Source organism: Nocardioides sp. W7 (assembly GCF_022919075.1).
Taxonomy (GTDB): Bacteria; Actinomycetota; Actinomycetes; order Propionibacteriales; family Nocardioidaceae; genus Nocardioides.
Genome location: NZ_CP095078.1, coordinates 5,265,903 through 5,280,993, shown reverse-complemented (window position 1 = coordinate 5,280,993; position 15,091 = coordinate 5,265,903). Strand labels below are relative to the sequence as shown.

The following is a 15,091-nucleotide window of genomic DNA, read 5'->3' as shown; positions in this document are numbered from 1 at the left end:
CGCTCCGGGCCCGGGTACCGGCCGGCGTACGACGGGGGCAGTCGGGGGCAGTCGTGGGCAGGAGGAGACCGATGCCGCAGCAGGCCTGGAGCAAGAAGCGCGAGCGCCAGTACGAGCACATCAAGGAAGGCCTGGAGGACCGCGGGCGGAGCGGGGAGCAGGCCGAGGAGATCGCGGCCCGCACCGTCAACAAGGAGCGGGCCCGCGCCGGCGAGGCCGAGCAGCGCAGCCGCACCTCCACCGACGACCTGTCCTCCTCGCGCCGGGGCGGCCTGCGCTCGCACCGTGGCGCCGGGGGGCGTACCAAGGCCCAGCTGTACGCCGAGGCGAAGCGGCAGAACGTCAAGGGCCGCTCCTCGATGAACAAGGCCGAGCTGGAGCGAGCCGTCGGACGTTGACTCGCTGATCCTGTCGGTCGGTTGTCTCCCGATCGCCGCGTCTGCGACGATCTGCGGGCGGGGTCCGTAGCCGGGCCGGTCATGGGACGCACCAGGGGGAGGGTGTGTTCGTCGTGGGGTCGGACCGTGATGCCCGGGGGGCGACGGCGCTCGCCGATGCCCGCCGTCGCGCCGAGACCGCCCGCCTGCTGTCCCGCGCGCGGGCCAGTGCCGGCGAGGTCCGCGCCCACTACGAGAACGACGCCGTCCGCCTCAACCTCGGGGTGGCCGCCGACGTCGCCCGCCGCTACCACGGCCGCGGTGTCCCCGACGACGACATCGACCAGGTCGCCTGCCTGGGGCTGGTGAAGGCCGTCCGCGCCTTCGACCCGACCCTGGCCGAGGACTTCCTCAGCTACGCCGTGCCCACGATCCGCGGCGAGATCCGCCGCTACTTCCGCGACGCCGGCTGGACCGTCCGGCCTCCGCGCTCGGTCCAGGAGATCCAGAGCCGCGTCGCCGAGGCCGAGTCCACCCTGACCCAGCGGCTCGGCCGCACCCCCCGGCCCTCCGAGATCGCGGTCGATCTCGACGTCCCGCTGCTGCTCGTCCTCGACTCCCTCGGCGCCACCGGCTGCTTCGCCCCCATGTCCCTCGACGCACCCCGCCCCGACGACGACCGGACCGGCCTCGCCGACCTCCTCGGCGGCCCGGACCCGGCCTTCGCCTCCGCCGAGGCCCGCCTGGCCCTCCAGCCCCTGATGCGCGACCTCACCGACCGCGAGCGCACCATCATCGAGCTGCGCTTCTTCGACAACCGCACCCAGGCCGAGATCGGGGCCGAGGTCGGCGTCAGTCAGGAGCAGGTCTCCCGCCTCCTCACCGCCATCCTCGCCCGGCTGCGGGAGCGTCTCGCCGTCGCCTGAGCCCTCCCGCCCGCCGACCTGTCACTTTCTCGGCACTTTTCGCGGTGTGTCGTGGCACGAGTGACGGTTCGCTCAGAGGTACGTCGTACGTCGCTCACCGAACCGTCAACCCTGCGGTGACACGCCGCAATTTCTGCCGAGAAAGTGACGGGTCAGCGCTCGGGATAGATCCGAGGCAGATCTGAGGCGCGGCCGGAGAACGAGGGGGGACGCTTCTCGAGGAACGCCGCCACGCCCTCCTTCCCGTCGGCCAGCGAGGTGTAGTACATCGCGAGGGAGTCGGAGAGGTGGGCCTCGAGGGGGTCGGCGGCGGCGCCGTTGCGGTAGAGCAGCTGCTTGGCCAGGCCGAGGGCGACGGGGGAGCGGTCGACGACGAAGGAGCGGGCGAGGTCGAGGGCCGCGGGGAGCAGGTCGTCGGGCTCGTGCAGCGAGCGCACCAGGCGGCCGGCGAGGGCCTGCTCGGCGGTCAGGATCTCGGCGGAGTAGATCCATTCCAGGGCCTGCTGGATGCCGACGATGCGCGGCAGGAACCACGACGAGCAGGCCTCGGGGACGATGCCGAGCCGGCCGAAGACGAAGCCGATCCGGGCCTTGGTGGAGGCCAGCCGGAGGTCCATCGCGAGGGTCATGGTGGCGCCGATGCCGACGGCCGGGCCGTTGATCGCCGCGATGACGGGCTTGGGCAGGGCGTGGATGGCCAGGGTGACCTTCCCGCCGGTGTCGCGGACGCCGGCGTCGTACGGCGCCTGGTCGTACGACGCCCGGAACTCCTCGGGGGAGGGGAGGAGCGACTCGTCGAGGCCGAAGACGTTGCCCTCGGCGGACAGGTCCATGCCGGCGCAGAAGGCGCGGCCCGCGCCGGTCACGACGACGGCGCGGACGGCGTCGTCGTGGGCGTCGGTGCGGAAGACCTGCTCGAGCTCGCGGGCCATCGTCAGGTCGAACGCGTTGAGCTGGTCGGGCCGGTCCAGGGTGAGGGTGGCGACGCCGTCGTCGTCGACCGACCAGCCGAGGGTGTCGTACGACCTCATCCCGTGACCGACTTGGGCAGGCCGGTGGGCGTGCACAGACTCTCGTCCAGCTCATCGACCTTGTCCTCCTTGATCGCGCTGAACATCTGCGCGGAGCGCTCGTCGTCCCAGTGCACGGCGAGGTCGGCGATCGGGATGGTGCAGGTCAGGCCGTTCTCGCCGTTGACCCGGGTCATCGCCAGCGCCCACATGCCGGCGCGGACCGGGCCGGTGCCCTCGCCGAACCCGAAGAAGCCGGGGATGGCGTCGTTGAGCTGCCAGTAGCGGACCGGGTTGAGGACGGTCCACGGGGAGAGGACCTTCTTGCCGACGGCCGAGACGACCTCGCGCTGGTGCTTGACCCGGGTGATGTCGCCGAGGGCCGCGTCACTGTGCCGGGAGCGGGCGTAGCCGAGGGCGGTGACGCCGTCGGCCTCCTGGCAGCCCTTCTTGATGTCGAGGTTGGCGAGCTTGTCCTTCATGTCCTTCTCGGGACAGATCTCGATGCCGCCGACCGCGTCGACGACACCGGCGAGGCCGCCCATCCCGATCTCGACGTAGTGGTCGACGCGGATGCCGGTGTTCTCCTCGATGGTGCGGGTCAGCAGCTTCGGTCCGCCGAAGGCGTAGGCCCCGTTGATCTTCCCCGTGCCGCGTCCGGGGATGGGCACGATCGAGTCGCGGGGGATCGACATCAGCAGGTTCGGGCCGGAGCCCGTGTGCAGCAGCATGATCGTGTCGGTGCGCTGGCCCTCGGCGCCACCGGTGCCGAGCCGCTTGCGCTCCTCCTTGCTGAGGTCGCCGCGCGAGTCGCTGCCGACCAGGAGGTACGTCGTGCCCGGCTGGTCGTCGGGCCGGTTGCCGCTGGGCTCCCACTCGATCTTGTCGACGCTGGTCCAGGCGTAGATCGGCACACCGACGAGGAAGACGAGCCAGGCCAGGAGTACCAGCAGGACGTAGCGGAACCGGAAGCGGGGCCGTCGCAGCCGGGGCCCGGAGCCGCCGGCACCGGAGGGAGGCGGCGGCGTCGGCGCGGGGCGCGGCGCCCGCGGGGGAGCCGGGGGAGCCGGGGGAGCCGGGGGAGCCGAGCGAGGCGGCTCGGAGCCGGACGGCTGGACCCGCATCACCCGGGTCTCGTCGGGCCGCGGCTCGCGCTGCTGGCGGGGAACGGGACGGGTGGGACCGGGGTCCCTGCTGGTGTCACTGTCGGGCTGGTCCTTGCCGTAGAGCCAGCCGAACTCCGGGTTCCCGCCCCCGGAGCCGTCGTTCCGGGGACGGTCTGCCATGGCGCTGACGCTACCGTGCGTGCATGACCTCGGAGCTGACCGCCAGGTCGCCGTCCTTCGCCCGCGTGTCGCTGGCGATGATGACGTCGGCCCGCGAGGCGAACCTGCTCGGCAACATCCACGGCGGCGAGATCGTGAAGCTCGCGGACTCCACCGCGGGTGCCGTGGCCCAGCGGCACAGCGGCGGGCCGGCGGTGACGGCGGCCCTCGACGAGATGGCGTTCCTCGCGCCCGTCCACGTCGGCGACATCGTGCGCACGCAGGCCCAGGTCAACTGGGCGGGCCGCTCGTCGATGGAGATCGGCGTACGGGTCGAGGCGCAGCCGTGGAACGACCCGTCGGAGACCGGGCTGCACGTCGCGTCGGCGTACTTCGTGTTCGTGGCGATCGATGCCGAGGGTCGGGCGCGCGACGTGCCGCCGCTGGCACCGGAGACGCCCGACGAGGTACGCCGGCTGCGCGAGGCCGAGATCCGGCGCGCGCACCGACTGGCGAGACGCCAGGAGATCGAGTCGGGACGAGCGGGTACCTAAGCCATGTGATGAAGTGGCGGCACGTGCGCACCCAGCGACTCTGGCTCGACGTGGCGACCGAGGGCGACGTCGACGACCTCCACCAGATCCACGCGGACCCGCAGTCGTGGGTGCACTTCCCGCCGGGCCGGCACGCGGACCGGTTGATGTCGGAGCAGATGATCGTCAACGGCGCCCGGCAGTGGGCGACCCACGGGCTCGGCTACTGGTCGGTGCGCGACCGCGAGGGCGGGGCGGTGGTGGGTCGCGGTGGCTGCGCCGTACCTCCCGGCCGGCCGTGGTGGAACCTCTACTACCGCTTCGACACCGCCGTGCAGGGCCGGGGCTACGCGACCGAGATGGCGCGCGCGGCGATCGAGGCGGCCCACGACGTCGGCCCGGAGCTGCCCGTGCTGGCCTACCTGCTGGAGCACAACGTGGCGTCCCGGCGGACGGCGGAGCGGCTCGGTCTCGGGCTCGTCTGGCGCGGCCCCGACGCGGGCAATCCCGACCGCGGCGCGGTCCGGCTCGTGTACGTCGACCGCGAGCCCGGCGCCGAGCTGATGGAGGCGATCTCGTTCCATTGCGGGCCGCCCGGCGCGTCGTGACCCGATGTGACGGGTGTGGCTGGTGATACTGACCGGGCAGCACTGACCTTCCCTTCAGTACTCACCAGCAGTACGCAGCACAGAGAGGCATCTCGATGCCTACGCCACCCGCTCCTTCCCCCGGGTCGGACCACGCCGGACCCACGCGCGGCCCCGTGCGGGTCTCGGTCGCCGAGCGCGCCGCCCGCGTGCGGTTCCGTCGGGCCCTGTCCCTGATGGCGATGACGCTGCTCGTGCCCGGCTCGGCCCAGCTCAGCGCCGGCAACCGCCGGGTGGGCCGGATCGCCGTGGCGACCTGGCTGGTGCTGGTGGCGGTCGGCCTGGTCACCGCCCTCGTCCTGGCCGTGCACCCGACCAGTGCGGTCTCCCTGGCGACCAAGCCGGGGCTGCTGCTGCTGGTCCGGCTCGGTCTGATGGTCGGGGCGATCGCGTGGGCGTACCTCTTCGTCGACGCCTGGCGGATCGGCCAGCCGCTGACCCTCGGCCTCGGCCACCGGCGGGCGATCGTCGGCGTCAACGGGCTGCTCTGCTTCACCGTCGCGGGCGTGATGCTCTTCGGCGCCCACCTGGTCGCGGTGCAGCGCGACTTCATCCTCACCACCTTCGGCAACGGCTCCGCGAGCGACGCGGCCGACGGCCGCTACAACGTGCTGCTGCTCGGCGGCGACTCCGGTGCCGACCGCTGGGGGCTGCGCCCCGACTCGATGACCGTCGCCTCGATCGACGCCGAGACGGGCAAGACCGTGCTGATCGGGCTGCCCCGCAACATGGCGAACTTCCCGTTCCGCAAGGGCACGGTGATGCACGAGCAGTTCCCCGACGGCTTCGACTGCGACGGCTGCTACCTCAACGGCGTCTCTACCTGGGCCGGCGACAACACCGAGCTGTTCCCCGACTCCGAGAACCCCGGCGTGGACGCCACGATCATGGCCATCGAGGGCATCACCGGGCTGGAGATCAGCTACTGGGCGATGGTCAACATGAAGGGGTTCAAGAACCTCGTCGACGCGGTCGGCGGCGTGACCCTCAACGTTCGCTCCCGGATCCCGGTCGGCGGCCTCGGCAGCGACGTCACGGGCTACATCGAGCCCGGCACCCGCAAGCTCACCGGCTTCGAGACGCTCTGGTACTCCCGGGCCCGCGAGGGCTCCGACGACTACTCGCGGATGGCGCGGCAGAAGTGCGTGATGAGCGCGATGCTCGGCGAGATCAGCCCGCAGGTCGCCGTACGCAACTTCGAGAAGATCGCGAAGGCCTCCTCGGCGATGATCTCCACCAACCTGCCGGCCTCCGAGATCGACACCTTCGCCTCGCTCGCGATGAAGACCCGGGACCACAAGATGGCCTCGCTGTCGCTGGTCCCGCCGCTCGTCAACACCGCGCACCCGGACGCCAAGAAGATCCGCGCCCAGGTCCGCAAGGCGATCGACCGCTCCGAGGGCGACGCACCGAAGCCGAAGAAGCCGAAGGACACCGCGCAGGCCGGGCAGGACAAGCCCACCACGCCCTCCGGCACCCAGACCCCGGTCACGGGCGGTTCGCTCGGCTCGCTGAAGCAGGGGTACGCCGCGAACCAGGCCGAGGACCTCTCCGCCGCCTGCTGAGTGTCAATCCGATTGCCTGACTCTGGGACACTGGGGACATGGCGAAGGAGCAGGGGCAGAAGATCGTCGCGCAGAACAAGAAGGCGCGCCACGAGTACGCCGTCGAGGACACCTTCGAGGCCGGTCTGGTGCTCCAGGGCACCGAGGTGAAGTCGCTGCGCCAGGGCCGGGCGTCGCTGGTCGACGGGTTCGTCGACATCGACGGCGGCGAGGCGTGGCTGCACAACGTGCACATCCCGGAGTACTCCCAGGGCACCTGGACCAACCACTCCGCCCGCCGCAAGCGCAAGCTGCTGCTCAACCGGGTCGAGATCGACAAGATCGAGCGCCGCGTCAACGAGAAGGGCCTCACGGTCGTCCCGCTGTCGCTCTACTTCAAGGACGGCCGGGCCAAGGTCGAGATCGCGCTCGCCAAGGGCAAGAAGTCGTGGGACAAGCGCCAGTCGCTCGCCGAGCGCACCGCCAACCGCGAGAAGGAGCAGGCCCTCGGGCGGCACCTGAAGGGCATGAGTGACTGACGACCGGCGCGGCGACGTCCCCGCGGTCCGCTCCTTCTGGGAGGGGCTCGGCCTGCCGGGGCTGTACGACGTGCACGTGCACTTCCTGCCGCCGAACATCCAGCGCGCCGTGTACGCCGTCTTCGACGCGGCCGGGCCGAAGATCGGCCGGGAGTGGCCGATCCGCTACCGGCAGTCGCACGAGGACCGGGTGGCCCTGCTCCGCGATCTCGGCGTACGCCGGTTCCCGACGCTGCCGTACGCCCACAAGCCCGGCGTCGCGGCCTACCTCAACGACTGGGCGCGCGGCTTCTCCGCCGACGTGCCGGAGTCGCTGTGGTCGGCGACCTTCTTCCCCGAGCCGTGGGTCGGGGCGTACGTCGCGGACCTGGTCGGCGCCGGCGTGGAGATCTTCAAGGTGCACCTGCAGGTGGGGGAGTTCCACCTCGACGACCCGCTGCTCGACCAGGCGTGGGGCGTCCTCGAGGACAGCGGCACCCCGGTCGTCGTGCACGCCGGCTCCGGTCCGGTCGCCAGCGACTTCACCGGGCCGGAGTCGACCGCGCGGCTGCTGCGCCGCTTCCCCCGGCTGACCCTGGTCCTGGCGCACATGGGCGCACCCGAGTGCGCGGAGTTCCTGGCGCTGGCCGAGACGCACGAGCGGGTGCACCTGGACACCACGATGGTGTTCACCGACTTCTTCCCGCCGTACCCCGCCGACCTGGTGCCGCGGCTGGTCGACCTGCAGGACAAGGTGCTGCTCGGCAGCGACTTCCCGACCATCCCCTACCCCTACGCCCACCAGCTGGACGGCCTGGCCCGGCTGGACCTGGGCGACGACTGGCTGCGGGCGGTCTGCTGGGGCAACGGGGTGCGGCTTCTCGGTGCGCCGGCGTGACGTGGCACCGTGACGTCATGCGATCGACGAGCGCCCGGACCTCCGGCTCCTTGTTCGCCGCTCTGGTGCTGCTCGTCGGCACCACCTTGACGGGGTGCAGCGGAGGCGGGGACCAGTCCGACTCGGGTCCCGAGGGCTCCCCGGGGGCGACGACCAGCGCGCCGCCGAGGCCCACCGACGCCGAGTACGACGAGGCGTACGCGCTCTACCACGGGCTCGCCGGGGTGCTGAACGAGACGAACAAGCGCTCCTCGGCGTACCAGGACCTCGTCCGGAAGGCGTGGCAGCAGGACCCGGAGGGCTTCCGGAAGGCACCGCGGGTCATCAAGGCGGTCCGCAAGCAGCGGGCCGCGGCCGCCGACCGCGACGCCGCGCTCGCCGCTCTCGCGGCGCAACCGGCGATGGCCGACGCCGAGCTCGGCGCGGCGTACCAGACCTTCGCGACGCAGTACGCCGCCGCCGCGGCGTACCAGGACGGCTTCGACGACTCCTTCCCGCTCTTCCTCGCCGTCGGGACCCAGTGCCAGCAGATCTTCGGGGTGGAGGCGACCGAGGCGGAATCGTTCGAGGCCTACGCCACCACCTGGCTGGAGCGGCACCGCGAGGCCTCGGCCCCGTGCCTGAAGCAGGGCGCGGGCCTGGCCTCGTCCGGGAACGAGGACGTGGCCCGGCTCCCGGCCCGCTACGCGCGGCTGGTCGAGGAGCGGAAGGCGGCCGTCGTCGGGCTGCGTGACCAGACGGCGACCGCGCAGCAGTCGCTGAAGGCGCTCGCGAAGGCCGACAAGCGCTTCACCCGCGACTACGCGCGGCTGACGAGGTTCAGCGAGCGGCTGGCCGAGCTGGTGCCGGTGGCCGCCTACGAGGCGGTGGACCCGATCTTCGAGGATCGGGTGGGGGAGACCCCGTCCGCGGACCCGACGCCGGAATAGTGGTTCGACCGGCGCCGTTGGACCCGTAGACTGCTTCGTGCAGGACAACTCAAGAGGGGCTGATCGGTTTCGACTTGGGACGTTAGTTCCAGGGGAAGCGGGTCGAGAAGCCAGCGCCATCTCGTAAACGATCGCTGGAAACTTATAACTGCCAACAACACTCGCAGTTCCTTCGCTCTCGCTGCCTGAGCAGTGATCGAAGCGTCAGACCGGGCATCCGTCTCCGTCCCGGACCCTGGCGTCATCTAGGAGACTTGCTGGTCACTTTCCGTCAGGAGGGGTGACCGGGACTTTTTCCTGACTGGGCCTGTCGGCGACGTGTCTGTGCGAGCGCCGGGGCCGAGAAAAGCGACAACACTGACTGCACCCGGAGAAGACCTGGATCGACGCTCGAGGACCGGGGTTCGATTCCCCGCAGCTCCACCACCACAGTGCTCTTCGCAGCATTGCCGGTCCCGGTGACGGTGGTTGAGGAGGTCGCGCAGCGACCGGCTCGACACCCCGCCGAGAGCCAGCCCTCTTGAACGAGAGCCGCTCCGACAGCAGTCGGAGCGGCTCTCGTCTTCTGTGCCGGACGGCGTGCGGCGTGGCGCTGGCCTGCGTCGCCGACCCGGCGTGAGCTTGGTCGCGACCGGGCGTGAACTCGCGCCGGCTCGGCCCGTTTCTGGGACGCTTCGGCGCGTGGACGACGACCTCACCCTCAAGCAGTACTTCGTGCCGGACTACGTGCTGGTCAGCGTCATCATCGAGGTTGCGGCCTGCGTCGGCGTCCTGGTGGCGTGCCTGGTGCTGGTGCGACGCGGTCGGGCGGCTCGCCTGGGCGCCCTCGGCGCATTGCTGGCCGGAGCCTCGACGACCCTGGCGCTCGCCAACATCCTGGCGATCCTCTACCGCGACGACGGACCGTGGCAGTGGTCGGACTGGGTCTGGTACCTGGTGAACTACGGCAGGTCGGGCGGCCTCGCACTCATCGGCTTGGCGGTGCTGCTCGCGCTCGCCCGGACCAGCCGGCCAGCGCCCGCGCCCCTCGTGTCGGCGTAGGAGGCTGCCGTGGAAGACGAGACCCAGGCGACCTTCCTGGACGTCCCGATCTACGTTCTGGTCAGCGGCCTCATCGAGATCGTCGGCTGCCTGCTGGTCGTGGTCGCCTGCCTGACCGTCGTACGGCGAGGTCCGGCCGCCCTGCTCGGGGCTCTCGGCGCGCTGCTGGCCGGGGCCTCGAACGCTCTGACCCTGGCCGCCTACCGCAACGACGAGTGGTGGCTGCACGAGCGCTTCTGGGAGCTGACGACGTACGGCCGGGCCGTCGGCCTCGCCGTGCTCGGCCTGGCCCTGGTCTTGGCCCTCCTCCGCGCCCGCCGAGTCAGCACAAGCAGCGGGCCGAGTCAGCACCAGTAGTGCTGACTCGGGCATCCACTTCTGCTGACTCGGCGATCAGGGGGGTGAGGGTGGAGGGGGTGGTGAGGGTGCGACTCACTCCTGCGCGAGGGTGGCGGCGAAGACGGCTAGCGCGGTCTGGGTCTTCGCCTCCTGGGGCGCGTCGAGGTCGATGCCGCGCCCGGCGAGGAACACCTTGGTCTCTGCGGCCGCCTGGAGCGCCTGCGCGGGCTCGGCCTTCGTGGACAGCTCGAGGATCCGGCCGCCGTCGGGCAGGAACCAGACCTCGGCGACCATCCGACGCGGGTAGCCCTTGGGGGCGAACTTGCCCTTGAGCAGGTGCACGGGCCCCAGCACCCGCAGGTCGGCCGGCGCGACGCCGTCGGGCAACCGGGCGGCCAGCAGGTCGCGCTGGTCGCGGTCGAGCACGTCGTCGAGCGTCCGGGTGCCGGCGAACAGGCGCTTGACCTTGCGGTCGGAGACCTCCGCGGTCAGGGAGCACGAGCAGGTGAATCCCGCCGGGGAGGCGTCCACCTCGACCTTGAAGCCGCGGAGCGTGCGCAGCCCCTCCGGGGCTTCGTCCGGGAGCATGGGACGCAGCTTCACGGTCACGTCGCCCGGCTTGCGCTGGGTACGCCGCGCCCGGACCACCAGACCCGCGGCGGACAGCCGCAGGTCGGGCGTGTCGAAGAACGCGACCTGGCGGATCTCGGCGTCGAGGGAGTCGATGCCGAGGCTGCCGAGCACGCGGCGCTGATCGGCATCGGGGACGGTGAGCTTCAGCTCGACCGCGTCCACGTCGGGCAGGAGCGCCAGCACGGCGGCGAGTTGGTCGGCGTCGTACGTCGGCAGGGTGCCCATGTCCTCGATGGTGACGGCGTCGCGGGTGGTCCCGCCTCACCCGTGCCGGGGTGGGGTCGAACCACCCGGGTGCATGTGAGCGTGAGCGCGTCAGGATCACATCGGCCGAGGAGGAACCCGATGACCCAGCTCGACGTAGGACCGATCGACTATCTCGCCGTGGAGCTTCCCGGCGCGAAGCTCCAGGGGAAGGGCCTCGCCGCACTGATCGACCTGACCGAGCAGGGGATCATCCGGATCCTCGACCTGGTCGTCGCCACGGTGGCCGACGACGGCAGCGTCGCGGCGCTCGCGCTCGCCGACCTCGACGGTGACGGGGAGCTGGACCTGACGCTCTTCGAGGGCGTCCGGTCCGGACTGCTCGACGATGACGACGTGGCTCAGAGCGCCGCGCTGCTGGCGCCCGGCGACGCCCTCGCCCTGCTCGTCTACGAGAACACCTGGGCCGGTCCCTTCGTCACCGCGATGCGGGAGGCCGGCGCCGAGGTCATCGCCAGCGGCCGGATCCCGGCCGACGACGTACTCGCGGCGCTCGACGCGCTCGAGACGGCCCAGGCCTGAGAGGAAGGACCGACATGGGACTCATCGGTGGAATGGCCCGCACGGCCGTCGTCGCCGGCACCGCCACGGCGGTGTCCAACCGCGTGTCGCGCCGTCAGGCCGGCCGCTGGGCTGCGCAGGACCAGCAGCAGACGGACCAGCAGTACTACGACCAGCAGCAGAACCAGGCGCCGGCGTACGCAGCCCCTCCGCCGGCCGCGGCGGAGCCTGACGACCTGATCGAACAGCTCCAGAAGCTGGGCGGGCTGCGCGACCAGGGGATCCTGACCGACGCCGAGTTCGCGGCGCAGAAGGCCAAGCTGCTCGGCGGCTGACGCGTGGCTGACCTACCCGCTGGCGGGTGGTGTCGGCCCGCCCCGCCCGGCCCTACCGTCCGCGGCATGATCGGCATGAGGCGACGGCGCGCGAGGACGGTTCGGGAGTCCGAGCCGATCCGGTCGAGGGTCCTGGCTCGTGGCCTCGACGGCGCGGTCGGCCGATGACCGGGGGCAGCCGGACCGGGGTGCTCCTGGCCACCTGCATCTCGACGCTGGTCGTCAACGCGAACACGTCCGCGGTCGCCATCCTGCTCCCGGCGATCAGCGAGGACACCGGCACCTCGGTGAACACGCTGCAGTGGGCGGTCACCGGCTACTCCCTGGTCGGCGCCGCCGTGATCATCACCTCGGGCTCGCTCGGCGACGTCTTCGGCCGCAAGCGGATCTTCCAGCTCGGGCTGCTGCTCTTCGTCGCCTCCTGCGTGCTGATCGCCCTGGCCGGGTCCGGCGAGATGGTGATCGCGGGCCGGATGATCCAGGGCGCCGCGGGGGCGACGATCCTCGCCTGCGGGATGAGCCTGCTGACGGTCGCCTACACGGGGCAGGAACAGGTGCGCGCCGTGTCCCTGTGGGGCGCCGCAGCGGCGGTCGGAGCGGCGGCGGGCCCGCTCGTCGGCGGGGTCCTCGTCGACACCACGGGATGGCAGGGCCTGTTCTGGATCGACGCCGCGATCGCGGTCGGCTGCATGGGACTCACCTTCGCGACGGTCGTCGAGTCCCGGGACGCCGACCGTCCGCGTTCGGTGGACTACGTCGGCACCGTCCTGGTCGCCCTCACGCTCGGGCCGCTCATCCTCGCGCTCAGCCAGGGCGGCGACTGGGGGTGGGTCTCGGGCCGGACGATCGGGTGCGTGCTCGTGGCGCTCGCCGCCGGCGTCGGGTTCGTGGCGGTCGAGCGCCGGATCGCACTCCCACTGCTCGACCTGGGGCTGCTGCGCAACCGGGTGCTCGTCGGCGCCACGGTCGCCATCCTGATCGGAGCCGGCACCATCAACGCGCTCATGTACGTGCTCAGCCTGTACTTCCAGGACCCGAGCACGCTCGGCTTCAGCCCGCTGGAGGCGGGCCTCGCGACCCTGCCCGCCACGGTCGGCCTGGTGATCTCGGCACCGCTGGTGCCGCGGCTGGCCGCGAAGCTCGGCGGTCGTCAGGTCGTCGGCATCGGCTTCCTCGTCACCACCGTCGGCTTCGCCTGGATCGGGTTCGCGGACCAGTCCTGGGCCTACGGCGCGTTCTTCGTGCCCCTCATCGCCGTCGCCGTCGGCATGGGACTGTCCAACGGCCCGTCGTCGGCCGCCGCGACCGCCACCGTGCCGGCCAACCAGGTCGGCGAGGCGTCCGGCGTCTCCAACATGGCGCGGTACGTCGGCGCCGCGGTCGCCACGGCCCTCGCGGCGACCATCTACAGCAGCGTCACCGCGAACCGGGTCGCCGACGGCGACACCTCCGCGGTGGCCCTCAGCGCCGGGTTGGGCACGACCGCGTGGGTGATGGCGGCCCTCAGCCTCGCCGGAGTGGTGATGGCCGTCGTGATGGGCCGGCACCCCCAGGCGCGCGGCACCCTGGGCGACTCGGCTGCCGCGGCCGCCTCGTCCGCCCACACCCTTCCGACCACCGCGACCCCGACCCTGGAGCCCGCCGCGACCTCCTGAGCGCGGCCCGAGGTGGCGGCCTCAGACGTGCGCCGCGAGCCGCTCGGCCGCGACGCCGTGCCGCAGGCCGCGGTCGCTGACCGTCAGCCGGTCCTGACCCGAGATCGTCACGATGGTGCGCACGATGCAGGCACCGGCGAGGATCACGGCCGCCCGCGCCGGCTGCAGTCCGAGGATCTCGCGCCGCTCCTGCGCCGACCGGCACCGGTACAGCTCGATCTGCCGGTCCACCTCGGCCAGGTCGACGACCGTGCCGTGGACCACGTCGGGGTCGTACACCGCGAGTCCGCGGCTGACTGCCGCGAGGTTGGTCGAGGTCCCACCGATGGCGATCACCGTGTCCGGCCGCGGTCGCCCCGCCAGCCGGACCAGCTCGGTCTCGACCGCGGCCAGGGCGGCGTCGACCGTGTCGCGCGAGACGGCGCCCGTCAACGCGAACCGGTCGGTGAGGTGCACCGCGCCCACGTCGAGGCTGAACTGCTCCGCGATCGCGTCCGGGCTGCCGAACGTGAACTGGCTGCTGCCGCCCCCGGAGTCGAAGACCAGCAGGCGCCCGCCGGTCCGGGGCAGGCTGGACACGGCGGCGCGGTAGGCGAGACGGGCCTCCTCGGGCCCTGAGATCACCTGCACCACCACGTCGGACCGGGCCAGGACGAGGTCGAGGAAGTCGCCGCGGTTCGGCGCCTGGCGCAGGCCCGCCGTACCCACGGCGACGATCTCGGTCGGTCCCTCCGCGCGGACGGTCTCCACCAGGCGAGCGATGGCGTTGCCGGTACGGCGCATGGCCGCGGAGCTCAGCCTGCCGGACTCCGCCTGTCCTTCGCCGAGCCGGGTGACGACCGCGGTGTCGAGCTCGGTGCGGGGTACGCCGCCGTCGCGCCGGTCGCTGACGTTCAGCTTGACCGAGTTGGTGCCGACGTCGAGGACGGCGAGCCGCGTCGGCTCCCAGCCCAGGAGCGACCGGAGGCCCTTGGCGACGCAGGTGTTGGGTCGCCCGTCGAGTCCGAGTCCGCGGATGGTCGCGGACACCAGCTCGCTGTCGGGAGACTCGACGGCGACGGTGCGGGTGGTGAGCCCGTCCGCGGTGAGCTCGGTGTACTCCACCATGCAGCCGTCCAGGACGGAGCGGTGCCTGGACTTGTGGACGTCCAGGACGCGCACGTCGTCGCGTGATCCGAGGGCTTCGCGGACGAGCTCCTCGAGGGTGTACCGAGGCCGTCGAGGCGTCGGCAGGCCGAGCGCCTCGAACGCCGTGGCGGCCGCGCCCTCGCTGACGGGGAATCCGGCCTTCAGCGTCGGCACCCACAGCTGCAGCCCGGCTCCGTCCACGTGCTGGAGGACCTTGAGGTCCAGCAGACCGGCGCGAACCTTGACCGAGGCGTCCCGGGACCGCGACAGGAGATACGTCTCGTCACTCGTCACGGCGGGGTGCGCCCGCAGGGACGCCAGCACGTCGAGGGCCTCGTCGAAGTTTCCGAAGCCGCGCCACTCCCACCGCGGCACCACTCCGGGCGCCACGGGGTCGTTCGGGTCTGTGTCTGCGTTCATCTCGTCCCCTCCTCGGGAGTAGGGGTGCAGCCGGCCTCTGATCGGCACCAGGGCCCGCCATGGCGTCTGGATGGAACCGGCACGGTTCTGGCTCACGAACGCTCACTCCCACGCCCGCCGCGGAAGCC

17 protein-coding genes and 1 other RNA gene are annotated in these 15,091 nt (G+C 71.9%); 14 read left to right on the top strand and 4 right to left on the bottom strand.

Going from position 1 to position 15,091, the window contains the following annotated elements; all coding sequences use genetic code 11:
- The first annotated feature begins 71 nt into the window (after nucleotides 1–71).
- Both MUB56_RS24735 and MUB56_RS24730 read left to right on the top strand, forming a co-directional pair.
- Entirely contained in the window at nucleotides 72–398 is a 327-nt protein-coding gene (locus MUB56_RS24735; protein ID WP_244929666.1) for a plasmid stabilization protein, read from the top strand.
- Nucleotides 399–502: 104 nt separating this feature from the next.
- Nucleotides 503–1,303, top strand: a complete 801-nt coding sequence (locus tag MUB56_RS24730) for a sigma-70 family RNA polymerase sigma factor (RefSeq protein ID WP_244929665.1) — start codon at nucleotides 503–505, stop codon at nucleotides 1,301–1,303.
- Between the two features lie 152 nt (nucleotides 1,304–1,455).
- Here the strand turns inward: MUB56_RS24730 and MUB56_RS24725 are convergent, their stop codons facing one another.
- Together MUB56_RS24725 and MUB56_RS24720 are read right to left on the bottom strand one after the other, a co-directional pair.
- A complete protein-coding gene (locus MUB56_RS24725) occupies nucleotides 1,456–2,334 on the bottom strand; it encodes a crotonase/enoyl-CoA hydratase family protein (protein ID WP_244929664.1) in 879 nt (292 codons plus the stop codon).
- Nucleotides 2,331–3,599 carry an LCP family protein gene (locus MUB56_RS24720; RefSeq protein ID WP_244929663.1) on the bottom strand — a complete coding sequence of 423 codons (1,269 nt, stop codon included), beginning with the start codon at nucleotides 3,597–3,599 and terminating at the stop codon, nucleotides 2,331–2,333. Before MUB56_RS24720 ends, MUB56_RS24725 begins: the two co-directional genes overlap by 4 nt.
- Nucleotides 3,600–3,622: 23 nt before the next feature.
- On the opposite strand from MUB56_RS24720, the gene MUB56_RS24715 reads away from it, so the two are divergent.
- The 9 genes from MUB56_RS24715 (at nucleotide 3,623) to MUB56_RS24675 (ending at nucleotide 10,045) form a co-directional block, all read left to right on the top strand.
- Nucleotides 3,623–4,132: an acyl-CoA thioesterase gene (locus tag MUB56_RS24715; protein ID WP_244929662.1), complete on the top strand. Its 510-nt coding sequence runs from the start codon at nucleotides 3,623–3,625 to the stop codon at nucleotides 4,130–4,132.
- Nucleotides 4,133–4,155: 23 nt separating this feature from the next.
- The gene (locus tag MUB56_RS24710; protein ID WP_244929661.1) at nucleotides 4,156–4,719 is read left to right on the top strand and encodes a GNAT family N-acetyltransferase; all 564 of its coding nucleotides are present in this window, start codon (nucleotides 4,156–4,158) and stop codon (nucleotides 4,717–4,719) included.
- A gap of 155 nt (nucleotides 4,720–4,874) precedes the next feature.
- Nucleotides 4,875–6,323: an LCP family protein gene (locus MUB56_RS24705; RefSeq protein WP_244929660.1), complete on the top strand. Its 1,449-nt coding sequence runs from the start codon at nucleotides 4,875–4,877 to the stop codon at nucleotides 6,321–6,323.
- 38 nt (nucleotides 6,324–6,361) lie between these two features.
- Nucleotides 6,362–6,841, top strand: a complete 480-nt coding sequence (smpB, locus tag MUB56_RS24700) for an SsrA-binding protein SmpB (RefSeq protein ID WP_244929659.1) — start codon at nucleotides 6,362–6,364, stop codon at nucleotides 6,839–6,841.
- Complete coding sequence (locus tag MUB56_RS24695) at nucleotides 6,834–7,718, top strand: amidohydrolase family protein (protein WP_244929658.1); 885 nt, start codon at nucleotides 6,834–6,836, stop codon at nucleotides 7,716–7,718. Before smpB ends, MUB56_RS24695 begins: the two co-directional genes overlap by 8 nt.
- A 17-nt stretch (nucleotides 7,719–7,735) precedes the next feature.
- Nucleotides 7,736–8,647: a hypothetical protein gene (locus MUB56_RS24690; RefSeq protein ID WP_244929657.1), complete on the top strand. Its 912-nt coding sequence runs from the start codon at nucleotides 7,736–7,738 to the stop codon at nucleotides 8,645–8,647.
- A 55-nt stretch (nucleotides 8,648–8,702) separates the two neighbouring features.
- Nucleotides 8,703–9,073, top strand: a transfer-messenger RNA (tmRNA) gene (ssrA, locus tag MUB56_RS24685).
- A 255-nt stretch (nucleotides 9,074–9,328) separates the two neighbouring features.
- Nucleotides 9,329–9,688 carry a hypothetical protein gene (locus tag MUB56_RS24680; protein WP_244929656.1) on the top strand — a complete coding sequence of 120 codons (360 nt, stop codon included), beginning with the start codon at nucleotides 9,329–9,331 and terminating at the stop codon, nucleotides 9,686–9,688.
- 9 nt (nucleotides 9,689–9,697) lie between these two features.
- Nucleotides 9,698–10,045, top strand: coding sequence for a hypothetical protein (locus tag MUB56_RS24675; protein ID WP_244929655.1), 348 nt, complete (start codon nucleotides 9,698–9,700; stop codon nucleotides 10,043–10,045).
- A gap of 75 nt (nucleotides 10,046–10,120) precedes the next feature.
- On the opposite strand, the gene MUB56_RS24670 is transcribed toward MUB56_RS24675, so the two are convergent.
- Nucleotides 10,121–10,885 (bottom strand): hypothetical protein, encoded by a 765-nt coding sequence (locus MUB56_RS24670; RefSeq protein WP_244929654.1) that lies wholly within the window; start codon nucleotides 10,883–10,885, stop codon nucleotides 10,121–10,123.
- Between the two features lie 120 nt (nucleotides 10,886–11,005).
- Here MUB56_RS24670 and MUB56_RS24665 point away from each other — a divergent pair, with 120 nt between their 5' ends.
- The 3 genes from MUB56_RS24665 (at nucleotide 11,006) to MUB56_RS24655 (ending at nucleotide 13,415) form a co-directional block, all read left to right on the top strand.
- Entirely contained in the window at nucleotides 11,006–11,446 is a 441-nt protein-coding gene (locus MUB56_RS24665) for a DUF6325 family protein (RefSeq protein WP_244929653.1), read from the top strand.
- A 14-nt stretch (nucleotides 11,447–11,460) separates the two neighbouring features.
- On the top strand, nucleotides 11,461–11,760 hold the full coding sequence (locus tag MUB56_RS24660) for an SHOCT domain-containing protein (protein WP_244929652.1): 300 nt from the start codon (nucleotides 11,461–11,463) through the stop codon (nucleotides 11,758–11,760).
- Nucleotides 11,761–11,924: 164 nt separating this feature from the next.
- The gene (locus MUB56_RS24655; RefSeq protein ID WP_244929651.1) at nucleotides 11,925–13,415 is read left to right on the top strand and encodes an MFS transporter; all 1,491 of its coding nucleotides are present in this window, start codon (nucleotides 11,925–11,927) and stop codon (nucleotides 13,413–13,415) included.
- Between the two features lie 21 nt (nucleotides 13,416–13,436).
- Here the strand turns inward: MUB56_RS24655 and MUB56_RS24650 are convergent, their stop codons facing one another.
- Complete coding sequence (locus MUB56_RS24650; protein WP_244929650.1) at nucleotides 13,437–14,963, bottom strand: Ppx/GppA family phosphatase; 1,527 nt, start codon at nucleotides 14,961–14,963, stop codon at nucleotides 13,437–13,439.
- Between the last annotated feature and the right edge of the window lie 128 nt (nucleotides 14,964–15,091).

What these genes read in the sequence shown, in the direction of transcription:
- MUB56_RS24735 (WP_244929666.1), top strand. Translation starts at nt 72, where the DNA reads ATGCCGCAGCAGGCCTGGAGCAAGAAGCGCGAGCGCCAGTACGAGCAC.
- MUB56_RS24725 (WP_244929664.1), bottom strand. Translation starts at nt 2,334, where the DNA reads ATGAGGTCGTACGACACCCTCGGCTGGTCGGTCGACGACGACGGCGTC.
- MUB56_RS24720 (WP_244929663.1), bottom strand. Translation starts at nt 3,599, where the DNA reads ATGGCAGACCGTCCCCGGAACGACGGCTCCGGGGGCGGGAACCCGGAG.
- MUB56_RS24715 (WP_244929662.1), top strand. Translation starts at nt 3,623, where the DNA reads ATGACCTCGGAGCTGACCGCCAGGTCGCCGTCCTTCGCCCGCGTGTCG.
- smpB (WP_244929659.1), top strand. Translation starts at nt 6,362, where the DNA reads ATGGCGAAGGAGCAGGGGCAGAAGATCGTCGCGCAGAACAAGAAGGCG.
- MUB56_RS24690 (WP_244929657.1), top strand. Translation starts at nt 7,736, where the DNA reads ATGCGATCGACGAGCGCCCGGACCTCCGGCTCCTTGTTCGCCGCTCTG.
- MUB56_RS24670 (WP_244929654.1), bottom strand. Translation starts at nt 10,885, where the DNA reads ATGGGCACCCTGCCGACGTACGACGCCGACCAACTCGCCGCCGTGCTG.
- MUB56_RS24665 (WP_244929653.1), top strand. Translation starts at nt 11,006, where the DNA reads ATGACCCAGCTCGACGTAGGACCGATCGACTATCTCGCCGTGGAGCTT.
- MUB56_RS24660 (WP_244929652.1), top strand. Translation starts at nt 11,461, where the DNA reads ATGGGACTCATCGGTGGAATGGCCCGCACGGCCGTCGTCGCCGGCACC.
- MUB56_RS24655 (WP_244929651.1), top strand. Translation starts at nt 11,925, where the DNA reads ATGACCGGGGGCAGCCGGACCGGGGTGCTCCTGGCCACCTGCATCTCG.
- MUB56_RS24650 (WP_244929650.1), bottom strand. Translation starts at nt 14,963, where the DNA reads ATGAACGCAGACACAGACCCGAACGACCCCGTGGCGCCCGGAGTGGTG.